21 protein-coding genes are annotated in these 19068 nt (G+C 45.9%); 12 read left to right on the forward strand and 9 right to left on the reverse strand.

The window, feature by feature from the left end; all coding sequences use genetic code 11:
- The first annotated feature begins 1 nt into the window (after window position 1).
- The 5 genes from NWE73_RS12675 to NWE73_RS12695 all read left to right on the forward strand — a co-directional run bounded on the left by NWE73_RS12675 (window position 2) and on the right by NWE73_RS12695 (window position 5665).
- Window positions 2-1045 (forward strand): ABC transporter ATP-binding protein, encoded by a 1044-nt coding sequence (locus NWE73_RS12675; RefSeq protein ID WP_277578703.1) that lies wholly within the window; start codon window positions 2-4, stop codon window positions 1043-1045.
- Between the two features lie 10 nt (window positions 1046-1055).
- Window positions 1056-2504, forward strand: coding sequence for an alpha-amylase (locus NWE73_RS12680; protein ID WP_277578704.1), 1449 nt, complete (start codon window positions 1056-1058; stop codon window positions 2502-2504).
- Window positions 2501-3472 (forward strand): ROK family protein, encoded by a 972-nt coding sequence (locus NWE73_RS12685; protein WP_277578705.1) that lies wholly within the window; start codon window positions 2501-2503, stop codon window positions 3470-3472. Before NWE73_RS12680 ends, NWE73_RS12685 begins: the two co-directional genes overlap by 4 nt.
- Window positions 3469-5139, forward strand: coding sequence for a glycoside hydrolase family 13 protein (locus tag NWE73_RS12690; protein ID WP_277578706.1), 1671 nt, complete (start codon window positions 3469-3471; stop codon window positions 5137-5139). The genes NWE73_RS12685 and NWE73_RS12690 overlap by 4 nt, the downstream gene beginning before the upstream one ends.
- Window positions 5140-5293: 154 nt before the next feature.
- On the forward strand, window positions 5294-5665 hold the full coding sequence (locus NWE73_RS12695; protein WP_277578707.1) for a septal ring lytic transglycosylase RlpA family protein: 372 nt from the start codon (window positions 5294-5296) through the stop codon (window positions 5663-5665).
- 9 nt (window positions 5666-5674) lie between these two features.
- Here NWE73_RS12695 and NWE73_RS12700 read toward each other — a convergent pair whose 3' ends face one another.
- On the reverse strand, window positions 5675-7423 hold the full coding sequence (locus NWE73_RS12700; protein WP_277578708.1) for a DEAD/DEAH box helicase: 1749 nt from the start codon (window positions 7421-7423) through the stop codon (window positions 5675-5677).
- A gap of 174 nt (window positions 7424-7597) precedes the next feature.
- Between NWE73_RS12700 and NWE73_RS12705 the strand changes: the two genes are divergently transcribed.
- A complete protein-coding gene (locus NWE73_RS12705; RefSeq protein ID WP_277578709.1) occupies window positions 7598-8464 on the forward strand; it encodes a hypothetical protein in 867 nt (288 codons plus the stop codon).
- Here the strand turns inward: NWE73_RS12705 and NWE73_RS12710 are convergent.
- From NWE73_RS12710 to NWE73_RS12725, 4 genes are all read right to left on the reverse strand, one after another.
- Window positions 8448-9650 (reverse strand): DEAD/DEAH box helicase, encoded by a 1203-nt coding sequence (locus tag NWE73_RS12710; protein WP_277578710.1) that lies wholly within the window; start codon window positions 9648-9650, stop codon window positions 8448-8450. The genes NWE73_RS12705 and NWE73_RS12710 overlap by 17 nt on opposite strands.
- Window positions 9651-9673: 23 nt before the next feature.
- The gene (locus NWE73_RS12715; protein ID WP_277578711.1) at window positions 9674-9865 is read right to left on the reverse strand and encodes a hypothetical protein; all 192 of its coding nucleotides are present in this window, start codon (window positions 9863-9865) and stop codon (window positions 9674-9676) included.
- Window positions 9866-9868: 3 nt separating this feature from the next.
- A complete protein-coding gene (locus tag NWE73_RS12720; RefSeq protein WP_277578712.1) occupies window positions 9869-10345 on the reverse strand; it encodes an FKBP-type peptidyl-prolyl cis-trans isomerase in 477 nt (158 codons plus the stop codon).
- 116 nt (window positions 10346-10461) lie between these two features.
- The gene (locus NWE73_RS12725) at window positions 10462-10758 is read right to left on the reverse strand and encodes an RNA recognition motif domain-containing protein (RefSeq protein ID WP_277578713.1); all 297 of its coding nucleotides are present in this window, start codon (window positions 10756-10758) and stop codon (window positions 10462-10464) included.
- A gap of 323 nt (window positions 10759-11081) precedes the next feature.
- Between NWE73_RS12725 and NWE73_RS12730 the strand changes: the two genes are divergently transcribed.
- From NWE73_RS12730 to NWE73_RS12740, 3 genes are read left to right on the forward strand one after another with little or no spacing between them, the layout of a single operon-like run.
- Window positions 11082-11339, forward strand: coding sequence for a hypothetical protein (locus NWE73_RS12730; protein ID WP_277578714.1), 258 nt, complete (start codon window positions 11082-11084; stop codon window positions 11337-11339).
- A gap of 14 nt (window positions 11340-11353) precedes the next feature.
- Window positions 11354-11965 (forward strand): 16S rRNA (guanine(527)-N(7))-methyltransferase RsmG, encoded by a 612-nt coding sequence (locus NWE73_RS12735; protein WP_277578715.1) that lies wholly within the window; start codon window positions 11354-11356, stop codon window positions 11963-11965.
- 5 nt (window positions 11966-11970) lie between these two features.
- Window positions 11971-12498, forward strand: a complete 528-nt coding sequence (locus NWE73_RS12740) for a cysteine hydrolase family protein (RefSeq protein WP_277578716.1) — start codon at window positions 11971-11973, stop codon at window positions 12496-12498.
- Here NWE73_RS12740 and NWE73_RS12745 read toward each other — a convergent pair.
- Window positions 12495-13118: a glutathione S-transferase family protein gene (locus NWE73_RS12745; RefSeq protein WP_277578717.1), complete on the reverse strand. Its 624-nt coding sequence runs from the start codon at window positions 13116-13118 to the stop codon at window positions 12495-12497. The two genes, NWE73_RS12740 and NWE73_RS12745, sit on opposite strands and share 4 nt — an antisense overlap.
- A gap of 8 nt (window positions 13119-13126) precedes the next feature.
- A complete protein-coding gene (locus NWE73_RS12750) occupies window positions 13127-14110 on the reverse strand; it encodes an NAD(P)H-quinone oxidoreductase (RefSeq protein ID WP_277578718.1) in 984 nt (327 codons plus the stop codon).
- A gap of 93 nt (window positions 14111-14203) precedes the next feature.
- Between NWE73_RS12750 and NWE73_RS12755 the strand changes: the two genes are divergently transcribed.
- Window positions 14204-15076 (forward strand): M14 family metallopeptidase, encoded by an 873-nt coding sequence (locus NWE73_RS12755; protein WP_277578719.1) that lies wholly within the window; start codon window positions 14204-14206, stop codon window positions 15074-15076.
- 7 nt (window positions 15077-15083) lie between these two features.
- On the opposite strand, the gene mdtD is transcribed toward NWE73_RS12755, so the two are convergent.
- Complete coding sequence (gene mdtD / locus NWE73_RS12760; protein ID WP_277578720.1) at window positions 15084-16493, reverse strand: multidrug transporter subunit MdtD; 1410 nt, start codon at window positions 16491-16493, stop codon at window positions 15084-15086.
- A 155-nt stretch (window positions 16494-16648) separates the two neighbouring features.
- Here mdtD and NWE73_RS12765 point away from each other — a divergent pair, with 155 nt between their 5' ends.
- Window positions 16649-17131: a hypothetical protein gene (locus tag NWE73_RS12765; RefSeq protein WP_277578721.1), complete on the forward strand. Its 483-nt coding sequence runs from the start codon at window positions 16649-16651 to the stop codon at window positions 17129-17131.
- A gap of 4 nt (window positions 17132-17135) precedes the next feature.
- Here NWE73_RS12765 and NWE73_RS12770 read toward each other — a convergent pair whose 3' ends face one another.
- Window positions 17136-17828 (reverse strand): hypothetical protein, encoded by a 693-nt coding sequence (locus NWE73_RS12770; RefSeq protein ID WP_277578722.1) that lies wholly within the window; start codon window positions 17826-17828, stop codon window positions 17136-17138.
- A gap of 16 nt (window positions 17829-17844) precedes the next feature.
- Between NWE73_RS12770 and NWE73_RS12775 the strand changes: the two genes are divergently transcribed.
- Entirely contained in the window at window positions 17845-18864 is a 1020-nt protein-coding gene (locus NWE73_RS12775; RefSeq protein WP_277578723.1) for a Ppx/GppA phosphatase family protein, read from the forward strand.
- Window positions 18865-19068 lie beyond the last annotated feature (204 nt).

Consider the following 19068-nt stretch of genomic DNA (forward strand, 5'->3'; position numbering starts at 1 on the left):
TATGGCTAGTATTGATTTTGTAAAATGCGAAAAAAGCTTCGGCAGCGCAAAAGTTCTTAAGGGCATTGATTTGCAGATTGCTTCAGGCGAATTCCTGGTTTTGGTGGGCCCTTCCGGTTGCGGCAAATCGACTTTACTAAGAAGTCTTGCGGGATTGGAAAAACTTGATGCCGGCAGCATCAGCGTCGGCGGCAAAATCATGAACGACATCGAGCCTCAGAACCGTGACATTGCCATGGTTTTCCAAAGCTACGCCCTCTATCCACATATGAGTGTTGCCGAGAACATGGGCTTCAGTTTAAAGCTGCAAGGTCTTTCGGCAGAAGAGATCTCTCGCCGCGTGAAGGAAATTTCAGACCTTCTGCAAATTTCTCATCTACTAGAGCGCAAACCTAAAGAACTTTCGGGCGGTCAACGTCAGCGCGTCGCCTTGGGCCGCGCATTGAGCCGCCAAACACCGGTGATTCTGTTCGACGAACCTCTTTCAAATTTGGATGCCCACCTCAGATCACAAATGCGTGTGGAGATTAAACGCCTTCATCAAGCTTTGAAAAGCACTATGATCTATGTGACCCATGATCAAATGGAAGCGACAACGATGGGTGACCGTATTGCCGTTCTTCGCGATGGTGTGGTCGAACAAATCGGCACGCCGACAGAAATCTACCACCGCCCTAAAAACATGTTTATCGCGAGCTTTATTGGTTCGCCGGAAATGAACTTCATGGAAGGATCAATTTTAAGCAAACTCCCTTGGCCTGAAGCTAAAAAGCCTGGGCAAGTTTTGGGTGTTCGTCCTGAATCCATGAAGCCTGCCACGGGCTCTTTGGAACCACATGAAATTGCTTTGGGTGATTATCACGTTGAGCTTTCAGAAAATCTTGGCGGCCAACAAATGCTTCATGGCAAACTCGATGGTCAGTCCGTAAGAATGCTGGTCGATTCAATGGACAATTTTTCGATTGGCCAACGAGTCCCATTGAAGATCGACCTGACAAAAGCCCACCTGTTTGATAAAGCTACGGGTCTAAATCAACGCTTGTAGGAGCTGGATTTTGAATAAAATCAACGTTCGCTTTTTGATTTTATGCCTTTCTTTCGTGGGGCTTTCCGCGCAAGCCGCTCCGCGAACTGTTTTTGCACAGCTCTTTGAGTGGCCGTGGAAAGATATCGCTCGTGAGTGCGAAACCTATCTGGGTCCGGCGGGCTTTTCTGCCGTTCAAGTTTCTCCTCCTCATGAACATATTCACTGGAAGAACAATCCTTGGTGGGAGCGCTATCAAGTTGTCAGCTATAAAATCGAATCCCGCAGTGGCAATGAAGCTGAGTTTGCAGATATGGTTCGGCGCTGCCACCGAGCAGGTGTCGATGTCTATGCGGATGCCGTTCTTAATCATATGACCGGTTTTTTGGATGGCATCGGTTCCGCGGGAACTCCATTCACGCACTACAACTATCCCGGTCTTTATAGCTTCAATGATTTCCATCACTGCGGTCGCAATGGCAACGATGATATCGTCAATTACCACGATCTTTATGAGGTCCAAAATTGTGAATTGGTGGATTTGGCGGATCTTGATACGGCCTCCCCTTATGTTCAGGGGCGCATGGCCGAATACCTCAACCATCTTTTGGATTTGGGAGTTGCTGGCTTCCGCTTAGACGCCGCAAAACATATTCCAGCAAAGGATCTGAAAGAGATTCTGGGCCGTTTGAAAAGATCTGCCTATGTCTATCAAGAAGTCATTGCGGATCCTGAAGGCATGATCAAGTACAGTGACTACACCGGAAATGGTGACGTTACCGCCTATGATTACCCTTTCCGTTTAGGCGGAGGACTCAAGTCAGGCAATTTGAACACCCTTTTCCACATTGATCAGAAGCTTCCCGCAAGTAGTGACTCCATCGTATTTATTACGAATCACGATCTGGAGCGGACCAATGACTATAGCATTCTTAAATTTTCAAGCGACGACCAAAAACTGTATCGATTGGCGCAGATCTTTATGCTGGCATGGCCTTATGGCTATCCCCAGGTTTACTCTGGCTTTAACTTTGCGTCCTATGATGAGGGGCCGCCGGTCGATGAGAACCTTCGCACGCTGGGGATCTTGAATTCCCAAAACCAGTGTCAAGCTCCGTGGACTTGCGAACACCGTCTCCCCGAGGTGGCGGCGATGGTTGATTTCCGCAATCAGACTGACAAGGCCTTCTTCGTAAATAACTTATGGAGCAACAGTCAGAATCAAATGTCTTTCAATCGCGGTCGCATTGGCTTTGTCGCAATCAACTTTTCCAACGGGCCTTTGAGTAAAATCTTCCAAACCAATCTTCCGGCGGGCCAGTACTGCAATATTGTCGGCGCTTCCTACAATTGGATGACTCACACTTGCACCCAAACTCTCACTGTTGACAGCAACGGTGTTTTGAATGGGACCTTACCTCCTCAATCAGCTTTAGTTCTTTTAAATCGCAATCTTTCTTCTAAGAAGAGCTCACTATGAAAAAGAAAACTTATACAATTGGATTTGATCTTGGTGGCACAAAGTTAGCCGCCGCCCTTCTTGCAAACGATGGGACAATGTTGGACTTCGTTAAAGTCCCTGTGGATATGAAACGTGAAAATTCAGCGACGAAAACTCAACAACGAGTTATTCAACTGATTGCAGATATCGCCATGGATTTCAAACAACGATTCCCGAAAGAAACGGCAGCTGCGGTTTTTAAGGGTGTGGGATTGGCCAGCGCGGGTCCCCTGAATGCAGCTGAAGGAAAGCTCATTCATCCAGTGAACTACCCTGGCTGGAAGATCGTGCCCATTCGCGATCTTGTTCAGAAAGAGATCATCAAACGCGGCTTTCGCACGAAAGTATTCTTCCAGCACGATGCCACAGCCGCAGCTTTGGCGGAAGGCTGGGTCGGCGGTGGGAAGAATATGTCTTCTTACGGTCTTGTCAGCGTGGGCACAGGTGTCGGTTCTGGCATCATCTTCAATTCATTCCCTTGCCAAACTCAGGGCATGGGATCCGAGTACGGCCATACGATTGTTGATTTTCAAAAATTCAAAGCGGATCCATCGAAACTTCACCATTGCACGGTCGAGGGGCTAGCTTCGGGCACGGGCCTTCTTCGTCGCGCTAAGGAAATGGGCTTCCAGGGAAATTCTGTCGAAGAGCTTGTCGCCAGCAAAGATGCAAAATATCAAGTTTTGTATCAGGACATGGCTTTGGCCCTAGCCTGCCTCTGCTACAATCTTTCAATTGGATACAATCTTGAGCAGATCTTCATCAGCGGCGGCTTGATCAAAATCAAACATCTCTATTTCAAGGAAATGAAAGCTCACTATCAAAAGATGATTCGCCAAATGAATCCTGCCTTTGAATGTAAGATCGAAATCGCCAAAACTAAAAATCATGCCGGTGTACTAGGTGCTGGATATCTTCCATATCTTTATCAAAAAGGAATGCCATGAGTGCAAGTAAAGTCTGGTGGAAAGAAACCGTTGTCTATCAAGTCTATCCTCGCAGTTTCATGGACTCTAATGGTGATGGAGTTGGTGATCTAAAGGGTCTCACCTCCAAATTGGACTATTTGAAACATCTCGGCATTGATGTCATCTGGATCTGCCCCATGTACAAGTCACCTCAAGACGACAATGGCTATGACATCAGCGACTACCAGGACATTCATCACGAATTCGGTACTATGCAGGACTTCGACACTCTTCTTTCTGAAGTCCACAAGCGCGGCATGAAACTTCTGATTGACCTGGTCGTCAATCACACCAGCGACGAACACCCATGGTTTATTGAATCTAAAAAGTCCAAGGACAGTGCAAAGCGCGATTGGTATATCTGGCGTGATGGCAAGAATGGCAAAGAGCCCAATAACTGGGAAAGCATCTTTGGCGGTTCTGCCTGGAAGTACGACGAGCAAACCCAGCAGTACTTCATGCATGTCTTTTCGACTCGCCAACCGGATCTTAACTGGGAAAATCTGGAAATGCGCCAACACATCTATCAGATGGTGCGTTGGTGGCTAGATAAAGGCATTGATGGTTTCCGAATCGATGCTATCAGCCACATGATGAAGGAACCGGGCTTGGCAGACATGCCGAACCCCAAGGGTCTTGAATACGTTCCCTCGTACGACAAGCATATGAATGTGCCTGGCATTCAGAACTATATCAGTGATCTTTGCAAGAACACCTTCGTTCACTACGACATCATGACTGTCGGCGAAGCCAATGGTGTTTCTGCTGACAACGCTGAAGAATGGGTTGGAGAAAAACAGAAGAAATTTAACATGCTGATCCAGTTTGAGCATGTTGGTCTTTGGGATTCAAACCCTGAGAAGCGCATTGATCTATTGAAGGTCAAAGAAGTTTTTGGTCGTTGGCAGAAAGGTCTGGAAAACCGCGGTTGGAATGCCTTGTTCGTTGAGAATCATGACATCCCTCGCATCATTTCCAAATGGGGTGATGCTCAGAACTTTTGGCAGGAAAGCGCCACAGCCATTGCTGCCATGTACTTTATGATGCAGGGGACTCCTTTCATCTATCAAGGGCAAGAGATCGGGATGACCAATACAGTCTTCACGGGACCTGATGATTTCAATGACGTATCTGCGAAAAATCATTTTGCGATTCGCAGAAAGCAAGGCGCTACGGATGCAGAGATCACAGCAGAACTTGCGAATTCTTCGCGAGACAATGCGCGCACACCGATGCAATGGAGTTCGGCAGCTCACGCGGGCTTCACAACCGGCAAACCTTGGTTAAAAGTGAATCCGAACTTCAAAGAGATCAACGTTGAACAACAGCTTGATCAACCACGCTCTATTTTTAATTTTTACCGTTCATTGATTCAACTGCGTCGTTCGAATCCTGTATTTGTCTATGGGAGCTATGATCTTTTGATGGCTGAAGACACTCAAGTCTATGCTTACACCAGAACTTTGGATAACACCAAAATGGTTGTGATCAGCAACTTGACTGGGAAATCTGCGAAGTATGATGTTCCCAATATGCCTCTTCAACACAAGAATTTACTTCTGGCGAACTACGATGTGGCACCTCACACAGAGTCTGCGCAGTTTGAACTTCGCCCCTATGAGGCCCGCATTTATAAGTGGACTTAAGAAATACGCTGGTTTTTCCTAGGGTCAGCACCCAGTGCTGATCTTCCAAAAGACCAGCGATTCCGTCTAGAAATAGGCTAAATATACAGTCCAATAGAGGGATTCGAGCGTTCCTAGACTCGAATTATCATTCAATGTCTCTACCATTGAATGCATGCGTTCTTTGAATCTAATATTTTTCTTTGCCTGCACATTCATTCTTAGCTCTTGTGCTAATTTTCCTTTACGGCGAGATGCCTTCTATGAAAAAGGGCCCGCATCCTGGTATGGAAAGGAATTCAATGGCCGGATGACCGCCAATGGGGAAAGATTCAATATGTTTGAGTTGACGGCAGCTCATCGCACACTCCCCTTCGGGAAGCAAGTCAAGGTAACCAGCCTGTCCACAGGTCGAACAGTCATCGTTAGAATCAATGATCGGGGTCCCTACCATGGGAATCGCATCATAGACTTATCCTATGCTGCCGCCAAAAGATTGAAAATCGTAAACAAAGGTGAAGAGCAGGTGACCTTACAAGTGCTCTAATTAGAATCTTCAGTCATTGAAGATCTTTTCACGAATGGCCCAAAAATATTTTTGCTTGCGGGCGACTACAAACATCGGCTTTCTAAATAAAGACACATTTTTAAGAACATCCTCAACATTGCGAACAAAGATCTTTTTCTCAGGAAGGCGATTGTGCATACGGATGAAGTTGAAATAGAAAGCATGGCAGTCTTCCGTGGTGTTTAAATAGAAGTACTCTGTTAAAGCTTGAGCATCGACATCATAATATTTCACTTCCAAACGAGCGTTGCCCTTTTTATCGTAGCTACTTTCAAAGCTCATAGATTCCACCCGCATGACGTGGGCGTCTTTCAGTGACATCGCCTCTTTTAGCTTCTTATCGTTGTCGACCAGTAAATTCTGGCAGGCACCACAGCTTCTGGCTGCGATATCATTTTCCTCGCCGCATTTATCACATTTTTTAAAGCGAAAACGAAAACCACACTCTTCCACTTCCCGAGTTACGGGGTCTTCGAAAGCCCCTTTGCATTTTCTGCCAAAATGCTCGACCAGAGCGCCATCATGATCGACCAGGCCCCAAAAGTTATTAACCACACCACAGGAAGGGCAGCTGACTTCGACCATCACTGATTCACTGCTAGGTTTGTTTTGGCCAATCTCTGGTGAAAACAAGTCGTGCCCCTGTCCTGTGTAGTCCAAAATCAAACAATCACTTTTGCCTGGGCTCAGGCGCAGACCTCGCCCGATAATTTGCTGATACAAGCTCACTGATTCTGTGGGCCTTAAGATCGCAATGACATCGACATGAGGAGCATCAAAACCCGTGGTTAAAACAGAGACATTCACCAGGTACTTTAGTTTTTGCTGTTTAAAAGCTTCAATGATTTCATCTCGCTCTTCATCAGCAGTCTCGCCCACCACTAAAGCGGACACATAGGGCGGCAGGCATTTCATAATTTCAATGGCATGGTTGACGGAACTGGTGAAGATCATCACACCCTTACGCTCTTCCGACATTTCTATGATGTTCTTTATAATCAACGGCGTAATACGTTTTTGATCTTTAAGAAGCGCTTCCACTTGGGCCGTGACAAAGCTGGTGCCGTTCAGCTTAAGACTGGAAAAGTCATAACAGGCCACCGGTGAATCAATTTTTATCGGTGGCGTGAGGAACTTATTTTTAATCATATAGCGAATCGACAACTCAAAGATGCACTTCTTAAAAAACCGCTCTGCCGATGTCTGCAACATCTTCTTATGGCTGTTGAATTGATAGATCCAGCCAAGTCCCAAGCGATAAGGAGTCGCCGTCAAACCGAGAATGCACAATTCGGGATTGGCCTTCTGCAATTTTGATATCACTTGAAAATACTGGGTATCACCCTCGACGGAAACGCGATGGCATTCATCAATCACCAGCAACGAGAAGCTTTCAAAAAAATCCTCTGAAGCACGCGCAATTGATTGAATGCTGCCGAAAATAACTTTTTGATTTGCATCCTTCCGATTCAGGCCCGCCGAATAGATCCCCGCTTCAAGACCAAAGGACATATATTTAGCATGATTTTGCTCGACGAGTTCGCGAACATGGGCCAAAACCAGAACACGCCCTTTGGCAAGTCGAGCCAGTTCCGCAATGACCAAGCTCTTTCCCGCACCTGTCGGCAAGACAATCACCGCCGGGGTTTTCTCTTCCCGAAAGTGCTTGAGCGTCGCATTGACGGCTTCCTGTTGATAAGGGCGAAGTTGATAAGTCGTGGTCACGGTCATAAGCATAAATACTTACCAAAATCGCGCACTGATTTGTACTGATTCGTAGCACCTTTATAAATCTTAAGTTAGCCTATTGCGGTGAGTTTAGATTCCTTAAAAAGTTCATTATTCATATTCTCTGTTTTCGGAGCGTTACTCTGCTTGGCGCCTCATCGTGCGCATGCCGGATTCGGCGAAGTGAAATGCTATATCGTGGCCAACTGCGGAAGCAGTTTCGGTGGGGGCTATTCCGGCAACCCGTCCACGGGCAGCCAGATCAAAATCAATCCCTCTTCCGTGCCAACAGAAAAAGGATTTGGAATCGAAGCACTTTTTTTCAAGGACAGTCCCGACTTTGCCTTTGTGCAGGGATTGGGGCGCGTCGGCGCTGCGATCTCCCCTTCCAATAGTGAGGAGACCTTCTTTGGCCCGCCGGGATTTGAATCAATGTCCGATCTTTTCTATAGAAAAGAAGAGAAGGAAAAGTATCCCAACCAGAAAATCACTTTAGCGACAGCCTTCAATCTTTTTGAAAAGACCGGCTCGGTCTTGGGTCGATACTCCCTAAAGCTGGGTTTAATGGGTAAATACAATAAGCTGACCAACAATGTCAGCCCTGGCGGAGGATTGAGTGGCGTTCTCGGTCCGCTCTATTTCGGATATTCGATCTATGATGACGAAGTAAAGTTAGAACAAAGTTATGACGGCAACGATCCCACAAAACCCATCAAGTACCAGGTGCGAACCTATAACCTCGGTCTTTTTCTCAACTCACTGATTCTGGATTACTCTAATCTTCGTATGCAAGAACCACATGAATCTTCGGTCAGTCTGTTTACTGCCAGCTTGATGGTGAGTCGCTTTATTATCACGGCCTCGAAGCGGATCGAAGATTCACCTCGTCCCTTCTACAACTACGACACTCAACAATTGGAATTCAAACAGCTCAAAGAGGACTACTTTGGTGGCGTGCAATACTCCGCCTCAAATCATTTCATGTTCGGCGTGCTGTACAATTACTATTTGCTTCGCGAAGTCTCGGGCTCACTCACCGTTTTCTTTTAGAAGATGGTCTCTTCTTTGACTCGAATTTCTTTGAACGATCAATAAAACTAAATTGCGGATCTACTTTTTCCTCTTTGGCACCTTGCAAATAGGGTTTGATCTTATGGTACATGCGCGTATCCGAAGGAGTGACAAAGGTGATCGCCGTTCCCCGACGGCCGGCGCGAGCTGTTCTGCCAATACGATGAAGGAAGTCTTCTGCTTGGAATGGCAAATCAAAATTCACTACGTGCTCGACATGGGGAATATCCAGGCCGCGCGCTAGCAAATCAGTGGCGACCAAAATGCGAATCTCCCCCTCTCGGAATTCACGCACCACGCGATTTCTTTGTCCTTGAGTAAGACCTCCATGAATCAAGTCAGTTGAAAAACCATATTCTTTTAAATAGTTTCCGACTTCTTCACAGCTGTCCTGGCTGCCAGTAAAAACAATCACTCCATTTTTAGTGGCATTGAGTTCATCCAGCAAACGATCAAGCTTCATTTTTCTGTCGAGGAATAGAACCTTTTGAGACAGGCTCGAAACAGGAGCCTCGGCCTTTTCTGAGCGAATCATGAAGGCTTTGGGATGCAGGAACAGTTGCGCGATCGCCTCAACGTTATGGCCGAAGCTTGCCGAGAACATCAAAGTCTGACGTGGGCCGCGCAAAGTGTTCTGGATGCTCTTCAGCTGTGGTGCAAAGCCCATATCCAGCATGCGGTCGGCTTCGTCGATCACGACGATCTCCACACCTTGCAACAACAGTTTGTTGGTTGCCAGATGATCGTTCATTCGTCCCGGGGTCGCGATGATAAGACGTGGATTCTTCTTCAACTGATTGCTTTGCTTTGAACCTGTCGTCCCACCAATGGCCAAACACACTGAAACGGGCATTTCCGCACAAAGTTCCAAGAAGACCTTATAGATCTGTTGGGCCATCTCGCGGCTAGGTGCCAAAACCAAAGCCCGTGACTGGGGTTTTTTATTCAAAGTCGTCAAAAGAGAAAGAGCATAAGCCAGAGTTTTGCCGCTGCCTGTTTGCGCAATGGCGATGACATCCGAGCCTTGAAGGCTGACGGGAAGGGCTTGGCTTTGAATTGCCGTGGGTTTGGTGATCTTCATTTTTTCAAGAGCAGCCATCAAAACGGGAGCGATGGCCAGGTCTTGAAATTTACCGATATGCAAAGTTGAGGTTTGGAACTTCATAGCGAGGGGTTGTAACAGACTCGTTATTTAAGAGCCAGACTTTTCCCGCAATCAGTACAAAAGCTAATACGGCTTTTGCGAAGGTGTTTATGTTTATCTTCATCACAGCGAACCCGTACCGCCGCATTAAGAACCTCCCCACAATTGGGGCAGAACTTAACGGGGGCATTGGTTTTTCCGTGATTCATATTCGGGCAGCGTGTTTGTGTCTTCATATATTAATTTAAATACTGGGTAGAGAGCACATTGGTCGACTCACTGATTTCTTCAGGTGTCGCTTCACGCGCTGAGATCGTTTCAATCTCAAAGATTAAGTCCTGCCCAGCCAAGGGGTGATTTCCATCCAAGCTCACAAAATTAGAGTGAATTTCCAAAACTCGATAGCTTCGCTTAAAGCCTTTTTTGGAAACGATAATGATCGTTTCACCCACTCGCAACAAAGAGCCTTTTGGAAGCTTCGAACGCGGAAATAAAATCACCTTTTGTGGATCATAGAATCCATAAGCTTTTTCAGCAGGAAGATGTAAAAGTCTTTTTTCGCCTTGCTTTAGATTTTGCAGGCCTTCGGCTAAACCACTTAACATCGCGCCACCTCCCTCAATAGAGGTCATGACTTCACGGTTAAAGGTGGTACTGATAATTTTGCCGGTTTTGTCTTTCAGAATACAATTAAAGGAAATAACCTGAGGATTCATAGCCAACTCCTTTTCTGAAATAATATTAACGAACAAAAAAAGCCGACCGTGAGGCCGGCTTTCCCGTAACAACAACAAAGTAAGAAAACTATTCCGGCTTGGCCGGAATCAAAGCTCTAGTAAGAGCTGCGAGAACTGAATCTTCCGCGTGAACCTTCACGTGGAGCCTGCGGTTTTGCTTCTGAAACATTCATTGCACGACCTTCTAGATCAGATCCGTTTAGCTTTTCAAGTGCAGCTAGCGCTTCACCGTCTTGAGACATCTCAACAAAGGCAAAACCTTTGCTGCGACCTGTATCGCGGTCTGTAATAACATTTGCAGAATCCACCGTACCGAAATCAGAGAATACTCCCGCCAGTTGATTAGAATCGACATTGAATGAAAGGTTGCCGACGTATAATTTTTTTCCCATATTTTAGCCTCCAAAGCCTGGGGCCATTCGCAAAAGACAAAAGGAAATCTAATGAACTGTGAGAACGACTTGTTCCTTCAATAGACCACCCTTCCCCCCTAATAGATACACCTAAAGCAGAATTAAAAATTACTAGACTGAAAACGCCCCCAGAACGATCACGGCAGGACTGAAGCGGATAATTAGACGGTCGCGGCTTGAAAGTGACTCGAAAAATGTTGAATAACTTACTATAAATCCCTACTTGGGACATCGAATGCTGGACAGCAGATAGTGAAAATGACAGACTCGCGACTCAAAAAATTGCTATTTCGGAGTACCCCATGTCTGACAATATTCCAGCGCGCCCCCCTAAATCTTTCCGTATTATTTTGGATTTACCAAGATCTGAAAAAAGAATGGATAACGTTCTTTTGAAGGCGCTGAGAGAACAAAATGACAACGCGAAATTGAAAGAGATTTCCCGCGCCGAATTCAAAGAACTTTTCACCAGCGGAAAAATCCTGATTAAAGGGCAAAGAGCCAAGCCTTCTTCAGCCCTAGCGACAGGAACAACTTACGTTGATATTCTTGGTTACTAAGGTATAAAAGACATATGCAGTTTGAGAACAGAATCCCACTTATTTTAGAACTGGGCTTCCGTGAGGAAGCTTTGCCGCAATTAAAGGCCTATATCGACCTTCTTTGGGCTGCCAACGAAGAGTTGAATTTATTCAGTCGTCAGATGAAATTTGAAGAACTGATCGACAATCACCTGATCGATTGCCTGTTGCCTCTAAAAAAATTCCCAGCCGGCGTTAAAGCGGCGGCAGATTTTGGTTCTGGCGGCGGCCTACCCGGCGTTTTGTACGCTATCCAGTTTCCCCACGTGAAGTATCATCTTTATGAAAAAAGCAAAAAGAAGCAGGACTTCTTAAATCGCTGCAAGACCATTGCTCCGAATCTTTTCATTCACGGAGAAATCCCACTGAATCTTCAGGACATTGACGTTGTCACTGCCCGCGCTTTTAAACCCGTAGACGTAATCTTGGATATCAGTCGCCACTACTACAACAAGGGTGGAAAGTACTTCCTTTTAAAGGGTCGTCGCGAAAAGATTGATGAAGAGGTTTTGTTAGCACGCAAGAAGTTCAAAGAACTTGAAGTTACGATTGAGCCACTGACTTCACCCATTCTTGAAGTTGAACGTCATCTTGTTTTAATCTAGACCCAATGAATACAGCACTCTTAGTAATTGATCTTCAAGTGTGTTATCTCGAGCTCAACTTCTCTCCTGAAGAACGGGAGAGAATCGTTCGCGTCACCAACCATAATATCGCCGAAGCTCATCGCCAGGGCTGGACAGTAATCTATATTAAGCATTACTTCGACAGTTTCTTTGCGAAGATGTTCTTCAAAATATTCTTTAAAGGGGCGGGAGTACGTGGAACCGCAAAGTCCGTCTTCGACCCTCGCATCAACATCATTAATCAAAATCTTTTCGAGAAAAATACCGAAGACACTTTCAAGTCGACAAATCTTGATGCCTTCCTAAAAGAGCATCAAATTGACGAACTCTATATCACGGGACTTGATGGCACCGCTTGCGTCAATGCCACTTCGTGGGGAGCTTTGCAAAGAAACTACAAAGTGAACTTGATTGAGGACTCCATCATCAGTGTTTCACCAAAACGATGGAAAAGCTTGCTGTCCAAGTTGCAAAAACAAGAAAACTGCAAACTTTTGCCAACCCTACGCTAGTGCATATCTGGAACTTCAAAGACTTTTGCACGAACTGCGGCGGGTCTTTGCATCAGTCTTTCCATATATTTCTTAATCACCGGATTCGGCTCAACCAAATAATCCCAAGCCCCTGGAATAATTGCTGCCAGCATAATGTCGGCTGCGGAAAATCCACTCTGCAAAATATAGTCATGTTTGCTCAGAACCGGAATTAGAGCCAATTTGAGAATCTCACACTGCTCTTTCACGAATTCATGAGTTGCTTTTTTTTCCTCTTCAGTTCTGACATGTGTAAACATTCGCGCAATCACACATTCCAAACTTCCAACGGACCACACCATCCACTGCAGGTATAAGCCACGTTCTGGGGAATCAATTTTCGGAGCCAATCCGCGATCTTGAAATTTATCTGCCAAATAAAGACAGATAGCCGCTGATTCATGAATGACAACGCCATGATCTCTGATAGTTGGAACACGTCCCATGGGATTGAGATCACGATATTCCGTTGTATTAAGATGACCGTGTTTCTTTTTTAGATAGTGATCCTTATAGGGCACGCCCAGCTCTTCAAGAAGCCAACGAACTCGGTCACTGCGATCTTGATTCGCCATACAGTATAAATCGATGTGTTGCATGAATACTCCTAGTCCTTCACCTTAAGAACAATCTTTCCAGTATGTTGGCTCGACTCCATAAGAGCATGAGCTTCCGCCGCTTTCTCAAGTGGCAATGTCTTAAAGATCACTGGTTTCATTTTACCCTGGTTAAGCAATGGCCAAACATTTTTTTCGAGTGCCTGGGCAATTCTTGTTTTCTCTGAAATAGCACGAGCTCTCAATGTAGATCCAGTTAAGGTCAGGCGCTTCGCCATCATTTTGCGAAGATCCAACTCTACTTTTGCGCCCTGCAGAGTTGCAATTTGCACCAAGCGACCTTGATTTGCCAATGCTTCAACATTGCGTGTGAAATAATCGCCACCAACCATGTCGAGAATAACATCAACACCACCATTTTGCGTAGCCTCTTTTACCACAGAAACAAAATCCTCTTCCTTATACAGTATCACGCGCTCTGCGCCCAATTCTTCGCAAATGGAAACAGATTCTTTTTTCCCGACAGTTGTAAAGACTCGCGCCCCCAACGCACTGGCCATCTGTATCGCTGTGGTTCCGATACCGCCAGCCCCACCATGAATTAAAATGCTTTCGCCATTTTGCAAACGCCCATCTTCAAAGACATTTGTCCAAACGGTAAAAAAAGTTTCAGGCAAAGCAGCAGCATGAACAAAATCGAAATCTTTTGGCAGTGGCAGACATTGACCTTCGGGTGCAACCGCATACTGCGCATATCCGCCGCCAGCAAGTAAAGCACAGACCGAGTCTCCAACTTTCCAACGCTGGACCCCATCGCCACACGCAATAACCTTTCCTGATACTTCTAGACCCAAAATATCGGAGGCACCTGGAGGTGGTGGATAGCTTCCCATTCTTTGGAAGCAATCAGGACGATTGATTCCCGCCGCATAAACTTCCAGCAAAACCTCACCCGCTGCGGGTTTCGGAGTTTCTCTTTCCTGAATTTGCAGAACTTCAGGACCGCCCGGTTTTTCCATGTTGATGCACTTCATTGTAAATCCTCTCCTTGAGACCAAGATCCAGATTATATCTCTAAACATCCCATGCTTTTGACAGAGTAACAAATGTCAATCGAACCTTAATGCATGCTACATATTATCTTTTCACTTTTAGTATCGATGCAAGCCCCAGCGGCTCCGACCAACTATTCTGTTGTGCAAGACGGCCTTAAGAAAATTGCTCAAGAGAATCCAACCACAACAGAATTGTTTGATATCGGACTCTCTGACTCTGGCGATCCTATCATGGGTTTGAAAATCGGTAACGGCGAAACACCAGATCTTATCGTCGCAACTCACCATGGTAACGAGTATGGATCCACTGGCGTTGCCATGGGTGCCGCTGACGCTTTTGCGAAAAATCCGATTGTTGGCCATACCGTTTATATCATTCCGGTTTTGAATATCTCTGGATACAACAACCGCAATCGTTATGAAAGAACACCAAGTGGCAGTGTCGATCAAAATCGTGACTACCCAGGTCCTTGCGCGACGACACAACCCTTCCGTTCAAAAGCCACAAAAGCCTTGGCTGATTTTATTGATAAAAAGAACATCGTAAGTTCTGCAACCTTGCATACATATTGGCCCGCAGTTCTTTATCCTTGGGGTTTTTCAACGAAGGACATCACGACTTCGTATGAGTCCACATTTATCAACCTGGTGAAGGCCTCTGCGGTTGAAAGCGGTTACGCGGTAGGGAACTCGAAAGAACTTCTTTATGCGGCCGACGGAGCTTTTGAAGACTATGCTTTCTGGAAACACGGTGTTTGGTCTTTGCTATTCGAAATGGGCAAATCTCACAACCCTTCACAAAGTGACATCAAAAGAATGATTGACGTCAATGTCCCGGGCTTCCGCCGCTTCTTCGAGAATGCGCCGAAGGAACGTGCTGCGAATCATGATTTCACCGGAAAATGCGATTACACTCGCGCGCTTCAAAGAACTCACCTCGAGTAGTGTTACGTCAGACAGCTTCCACTGGCTCAGTACTTGAATCTTTCAAGTCAGGTGGAAGCTGCCAAAAGATCCAAGCAGAACTGCATGTGATCACACCCATACAAATAAATGTCGCTTTAAAGGCTTGAAGAGCATAAGCCCCCTCATCCGAGAATCCATAGTGACCCGCAAAGGTACTTAATAAAGCCCCTGCTGCGGCAACCGCAAAACTCATCGCCAACATTTGAATCATTGAAAACAAGCTGTTTCCGCTACTGGCCAACTTCGTCTCCAGATCCTTCAAGGTGAGCGTGTTCATCGCTGTAAATTGAATCGAATTCACGGTTCCAAAAAATAGCAATTGAATCAGTCGCAGCCATCCTGGCTGCGAGAGGCTGAATAAAGAAAAGCTTGCCATTGCCAAGCCCACGCAAAGGGTGTTGCCGACTAAAACATTGCGATATCCCAATCGCAAAATTAGTGGCGTCGCCAAACGTTTTGCAAAGATCCCCGCCAAGGCAACTGGAATCATCGTCATACCCGCTTCAAAAGGAGTGAACTTAAGACTCACCTGCAAGAGCAAGGGTATCAGAAATGGCATGCTGCTGCTGCCAATCCGGGCAAAGAGATTTCCCATCAAACCAATCGTATAGCTTTGAGAGCCAAAGAGCTGCAATGAAAACAAAGGCTCTGTGCTTTTCCTCGCGTGCAACCAATAGGCACAAAGACTCGCCAATCCAAAAATGAGAAGCATCATGACTGTGGCTTGCTGGAAACCCAATTCTGACAAGCCATCCAGAGCGAATGAAATACAGACCATGCTGGAGGAAAGCATCAAGAAGCCTGGAATATCGAAATGCCGGCGCTCGGGTCCACGACTGTCTGGCATATAAATATATGTGGCAATGCAACCCAGGATACCAACCGGAATGTTGATAAGAAAAATCCAATGCCATGAGGCAAATTGCACAAGCCAACCACCCAGCGTTGGCCCTATCAAAGGGCCAATCAATGCAGGAATAGTAACAAAACTAATCGCGCGCAGAAATCCCTCATTCGGAAAGGCTCGCAACACTGCAAGTCTTCCCACCGGCATCATCATAGCTCCTCCCATTCCCTGCAAAACCCTGGAAACCACCAGCTGTGACAAGGTTTGCGAGAAGGCACAAGCTAAAGAGCCAAAGCTAAAAAGCAGAATGGCACTGAAAAATACTTTTCTTGTTCCAAATCTGTCGGCGATCCATCCCGATGCCGGTATGACAATGGCAATCGTCAAAGAATAAGCAATCACCACCGATTGCATCAGCAAAGGACTTTCCCCCAAACTTTTGGCCATCGACGGCAAAGCCGTATTCACGATGGTCGCATCCAAGGTCTCCATAAAAAATCCGATGGCAACCAGCCACAGCAAAATATTCTGTGATCTTTGCTCCGACATGGTGACCTCCTCCCCCAGCATTGAATCCTCTCTATGAAATAGCAAATAAATACCGAAAGTAAGATCCAACATCCAGCCTAGTGTTGGCATGCAAGATACAAATTGGCCTTAACAATTTTTGAAAAGATATCAAGATAAAAAGCAAAGGAGCTTTTATGAAACATCTTTTTCTCTTTTCAATTTTCGTTATTTTAGCTCTGGCCATTCAGCACGCGAAAGCTGCAGACGACAACAGTGTCGGAGCAACAACTATCACCTGTTCAACCAGCGTCATCAACTCTGTCTACATACCAAAACTTCGTGAGGTCGCAGACTGGAGCGATGATGAACTGCGCCCTTATGCCGTGCAACTTTGCAAATTAGAGAAACAGCGAGAAGCCTTGCAAAAATCGATAAAAGCCAGAGCGGATGAATTGCGCACAACCAATTGGCGCATTTGCAAAGAGGTGATTCCTGGCAATCCCAATCCCACTCCCGATGAGTGTCGAATCGCCTATGCTCAAACAATTAACTCCCTCATCGATCACTGCATCGCCGTCGTCAACATGGGGCACAACCCCCATAACGTACAATTGTTCATCAATCCGGTTAAAGTTGAAGTCGCTTGTTTAAAAGGGGTTAATACCGCTCTTCAATGATGGCTCAATGATACAGAAGAGCCCGAGTCAGTATGATGTGTCCCGCAAAGGCCCCGCCAACACAGACGGGGCCAATAAACGCATAAGGCAGATGGAAAGCAATTTGCAAAGGTGGCTGAACTCCCCAACCGAACGACACGGGCGAAGACATCATAGCGACCCAAATCACATTCAAGAGCAATAAGAAACCACCGATATTAAATGTCCATGCCAATCCACGGTATCGCCCCGTAAGAGGCGCAATGATCAATGCTATCACTCCGGTTGCGACATCAAAATTTCGCCCCGTCCAAGTCATCGTGGCAGGAATAGTTCCCTGCTCAACCCATAAATCCAAAATCAGCTCGAGGGGTAATCGAAAAACATGAAATCCCACCAAAAATGCAATCGGGATCGCCAAAGACATCTGGGTCCCCTTTCGGGAAAAAGCAAACCAAGATGATACAAGAACAATCGAACCTATAAACAACGGAATGCCCGGCAAAATATGCTGCTCAAGAATTCCACTCCCGACCACAAAATAGACGATGCCCAACCAAACAAGCAAGAGCGCCGCACTTTTCAGAGTCGCCTTCAGAGGATTCTCGAGAAGTCTTCGGCTTGAATAGTGAATCCCGGTCAAAAACATATAAATAATGGCCAGATTGACTATGCCAAAGGCTATGAGTGACGCGGAACTTGCTGGAGTAAAATTCATAACCTATTCTAGGACGATGAAAATATTCACGTCACTGTTATTCACATTCTCATTTCACTTTGTGTCCGCTGAAACCTGTCTACAAAATCGCGGCAGTCTGGATATTGGATCCGGGACAACAAAAGGATTGGTTGCGGAAGTGAATGTCTGCGAACAAAGAATTGAAAAAATTGTTTTCGAAGATCGTCTGCCTTTGTCATTCAACGAAGCTCTTGAAAAATCTCCTGATCAAAATATCCCCCAAGCAATGTTGGATGAAGCCATTCCAAAAATGAATGCCATGCTTGTAAAAATGCAAGAGCACAAACCCATAAATATTGAGGCGGTGGCAACCTCCGCATTTCGAGTCGCCAAAAACGGGACCGCAGCTGCAAAGCAGATTTCAAATGGAATAAAGATCCCAGTCACTGTCATTTCTCAAGAACAAGAGGCCGAACTGGGTTTTTTCTCGGCCTTGGCCGGCACAAAAACTTCATTAACCAGACAATCACTCAATAAAATCATCGTCTGGGACATCGGCGGCGGATCGATGCAAATGTTCGCCTACAACAACGGAAAACCACAAATCTACAAAGGCGATCTGGCTTCAGTGACTTTCAAAAACAAAGTCCTGCAAGTCCTCCAATTCAAAGACCCAAAAAACAACACATCACCAAATCCGCTTGAAAAAAATCGCGAAGCCGCCCTCCAGTTGGCAAAAAACCACGCCAACCAAAACGTCCCATCTTATTTCAAAAAGAAAGCCCCAACAGCAACCTGGCTAGCAGTAGGCGGAGTCCTATCAACCTCCACCCAAGACCAAGTAAATAAAGAAAAATCAGAATTCACCCAAGAAGAACTCAACAAAACCCTGATCGAAAGATCAAAACTCAACGACACCCAAATCCACACCGACTACAAAACCACCGACATCACCAACCTGGCATTGGTCCTCGGCTACATGCAGGCCCTAAAAATTCAAAAAGTAGAAACCATCAAAGCCTCCCTAGGCCAAGGCTTAATGATCAAAGACTTCATAACCAAAAATAAAAAATAGTAGAACCTTGGTTAGCCCCTTGAATTGAAAGCAAAATTTGGTGAAGAGTTAGAACTTTACTGACCGAAGAGAGGCCTTCGCCGGCGCCACGATGGCGCGAACCGGGCAAAGCCCGGCGGCGATTGAGCCCGGATGGCGTGCCGAACGAAGAGTCAGAAAAGTTCTAACTCTTCACCAAATTCCCCGCATTTAAGCCAAGCCAGT

The sequence above is a fragment of the Bdellovibrio svalbardensis genome (assembly GCF_029531655.1).
In the GTDB taxonomy this organism is placed as follows: domain Bacteria; phylum Bdellovibrionota; class Bdellovibrionia; order Bdellovibrionales; family Bdellovibrionaceae; genus Bdellovibrio; species Bdellovibrio svalbardensis.

Excerpts from the sequence above, each read along its gene's own strand:
- NWE73_RS12675 (WP_277578703.1), top strand. The coding sequence starts at position 2 with ATGGCTAGTATTGATTTTGTAAAATGCGAAAAAAGCTTCGGCAGCGCA.
- NWE73_RS12685 (WP_277578705.1), top strand. The coding sequence starts at position 2,501 with ATGAAAAAGAAAACTTATACAATTGGATTTGATCTTGGTGGCACAAAG.
- NWE73_RS12690 (WP_277578706.1), top strand. The coding sequence starts at position 3,469 with ATGAGTGCAAGTAAAGTCTGGTGGAAAGAAACCGTTGTCTATCAAGTC.
- NWE73_RS12695 (WP_277578707.1), top strand. The coding sequence starts at position 5,294 with ATGCGTTCTTTGAATCTAATATTTTTCTTTGCCTGCACATTCATTCTT.
- NWE73_RS12700 (WP_277578708.1), bottom strand. The coding sequence starts at position 7,423 with ATGCTTATGACCGTGACCACGACTTATCAACTTCGCCCTTATCAACAG.
- NWE73_RS12710 (WP_277578710.1), bottom strand. The coding sequence starts at position 9,650 with ATGAAGTTCCAAACCTCAACTTTGCATATCGGTAAATTTCAAGACCTG.
- NWE73_RS12715 (WP_277578711.1), bottom strand. The coding sequence starts at position 9,865 with ATGAAGACACAAACACGCTGCCCGAATATGAATCACGGAAAAACCAAT.
- NWE73_RS12720 (WP_277578712.1), bottom strand. The coding sequence starts at position 10,345 with ATGAATCCTCAGGTTATTTCCTTTAATTGTATTCTGAAAGACAAAACC.
- NWE73_RS12725 (WP_277578713.1), bottom strand. The coding sequence starts at position 10,758 with ATGGGAAAAAAATTATACGTCGGCAACCTTTCATTCAATGTCGATTCT.
- NWE73_RS12730 (WP_277578714.1), top strand. The coding sequence starts at position 11,082 with ATGTCTGACAATATTCCAGCGCGCCCCCCTAAATCTTTCCGTATTATT.
- NWE73_RS12735 (WP_277578715.1), top strand. The coding sequence starts at position 11,354 with ATGCAGTTTGAGAACAGAATCCCACTTATTTTAGAACTGGGCTTCCGT.
- NWE73_RS12740 (WP_277578716.1), top strand. The coding sequence starts at position 11,971 with ATGAATACAGCACTCTTAGTAATTGATCTTCAAGTGTGTTATCTCGAG.
- NWE73_RS12745 (WP_277578717.1), bottom strand. The coding sequence starts at position 13,118 with ATGCAACACATCGATTTATACTGTATGGCGAATCAAGATCGCAGTGAC.
- NWE73_RS12750 (WP_277578718.1), bottom strand. The coding sequence starts at position 14,110 with ATGAAGTGCATCAACATGGAAAAACCGGGCGGTCCTGAAGTTCTGCAA.
- NWE73_RS12755 (WP_277578719.1), top strand. The coding sequence starts at position 14,204 with ATGCTACATATTATCTTTTCACTTTTAGTATCGATGCAAGCCCCAGCG.
- mdtD (WP_277578720.1), bottom strand. The coding sequence starts at position 16,493 with ATGTCGGAGCAAAGATCACAGAATATTTTGCTGTGGCTGGTTGCCATC.
- NWE73_RS12765 (WP_277578721.1), top strand. The coding sequence starts at position 16,649 with ATGAAACATCTTTTTCTCTTTTCAATTTTCGTTATTTTAGCTCTGGCC.
- NWE73_RS12770 (WP_277578722.1), bottom strand. The coding sequence starts at position 17,828 with ATGAATTTTACTCCAGCAAGTTCCGCGTCACTCATAGCCTTTGGCATA.
- NWE73_RS12775 (WP_277578723.1), top strand. The coding sequence starts at position 17,845 with ATGAAAATATTCACGTCACTGTTATTCACATTCTCATTTCACTTTGTG.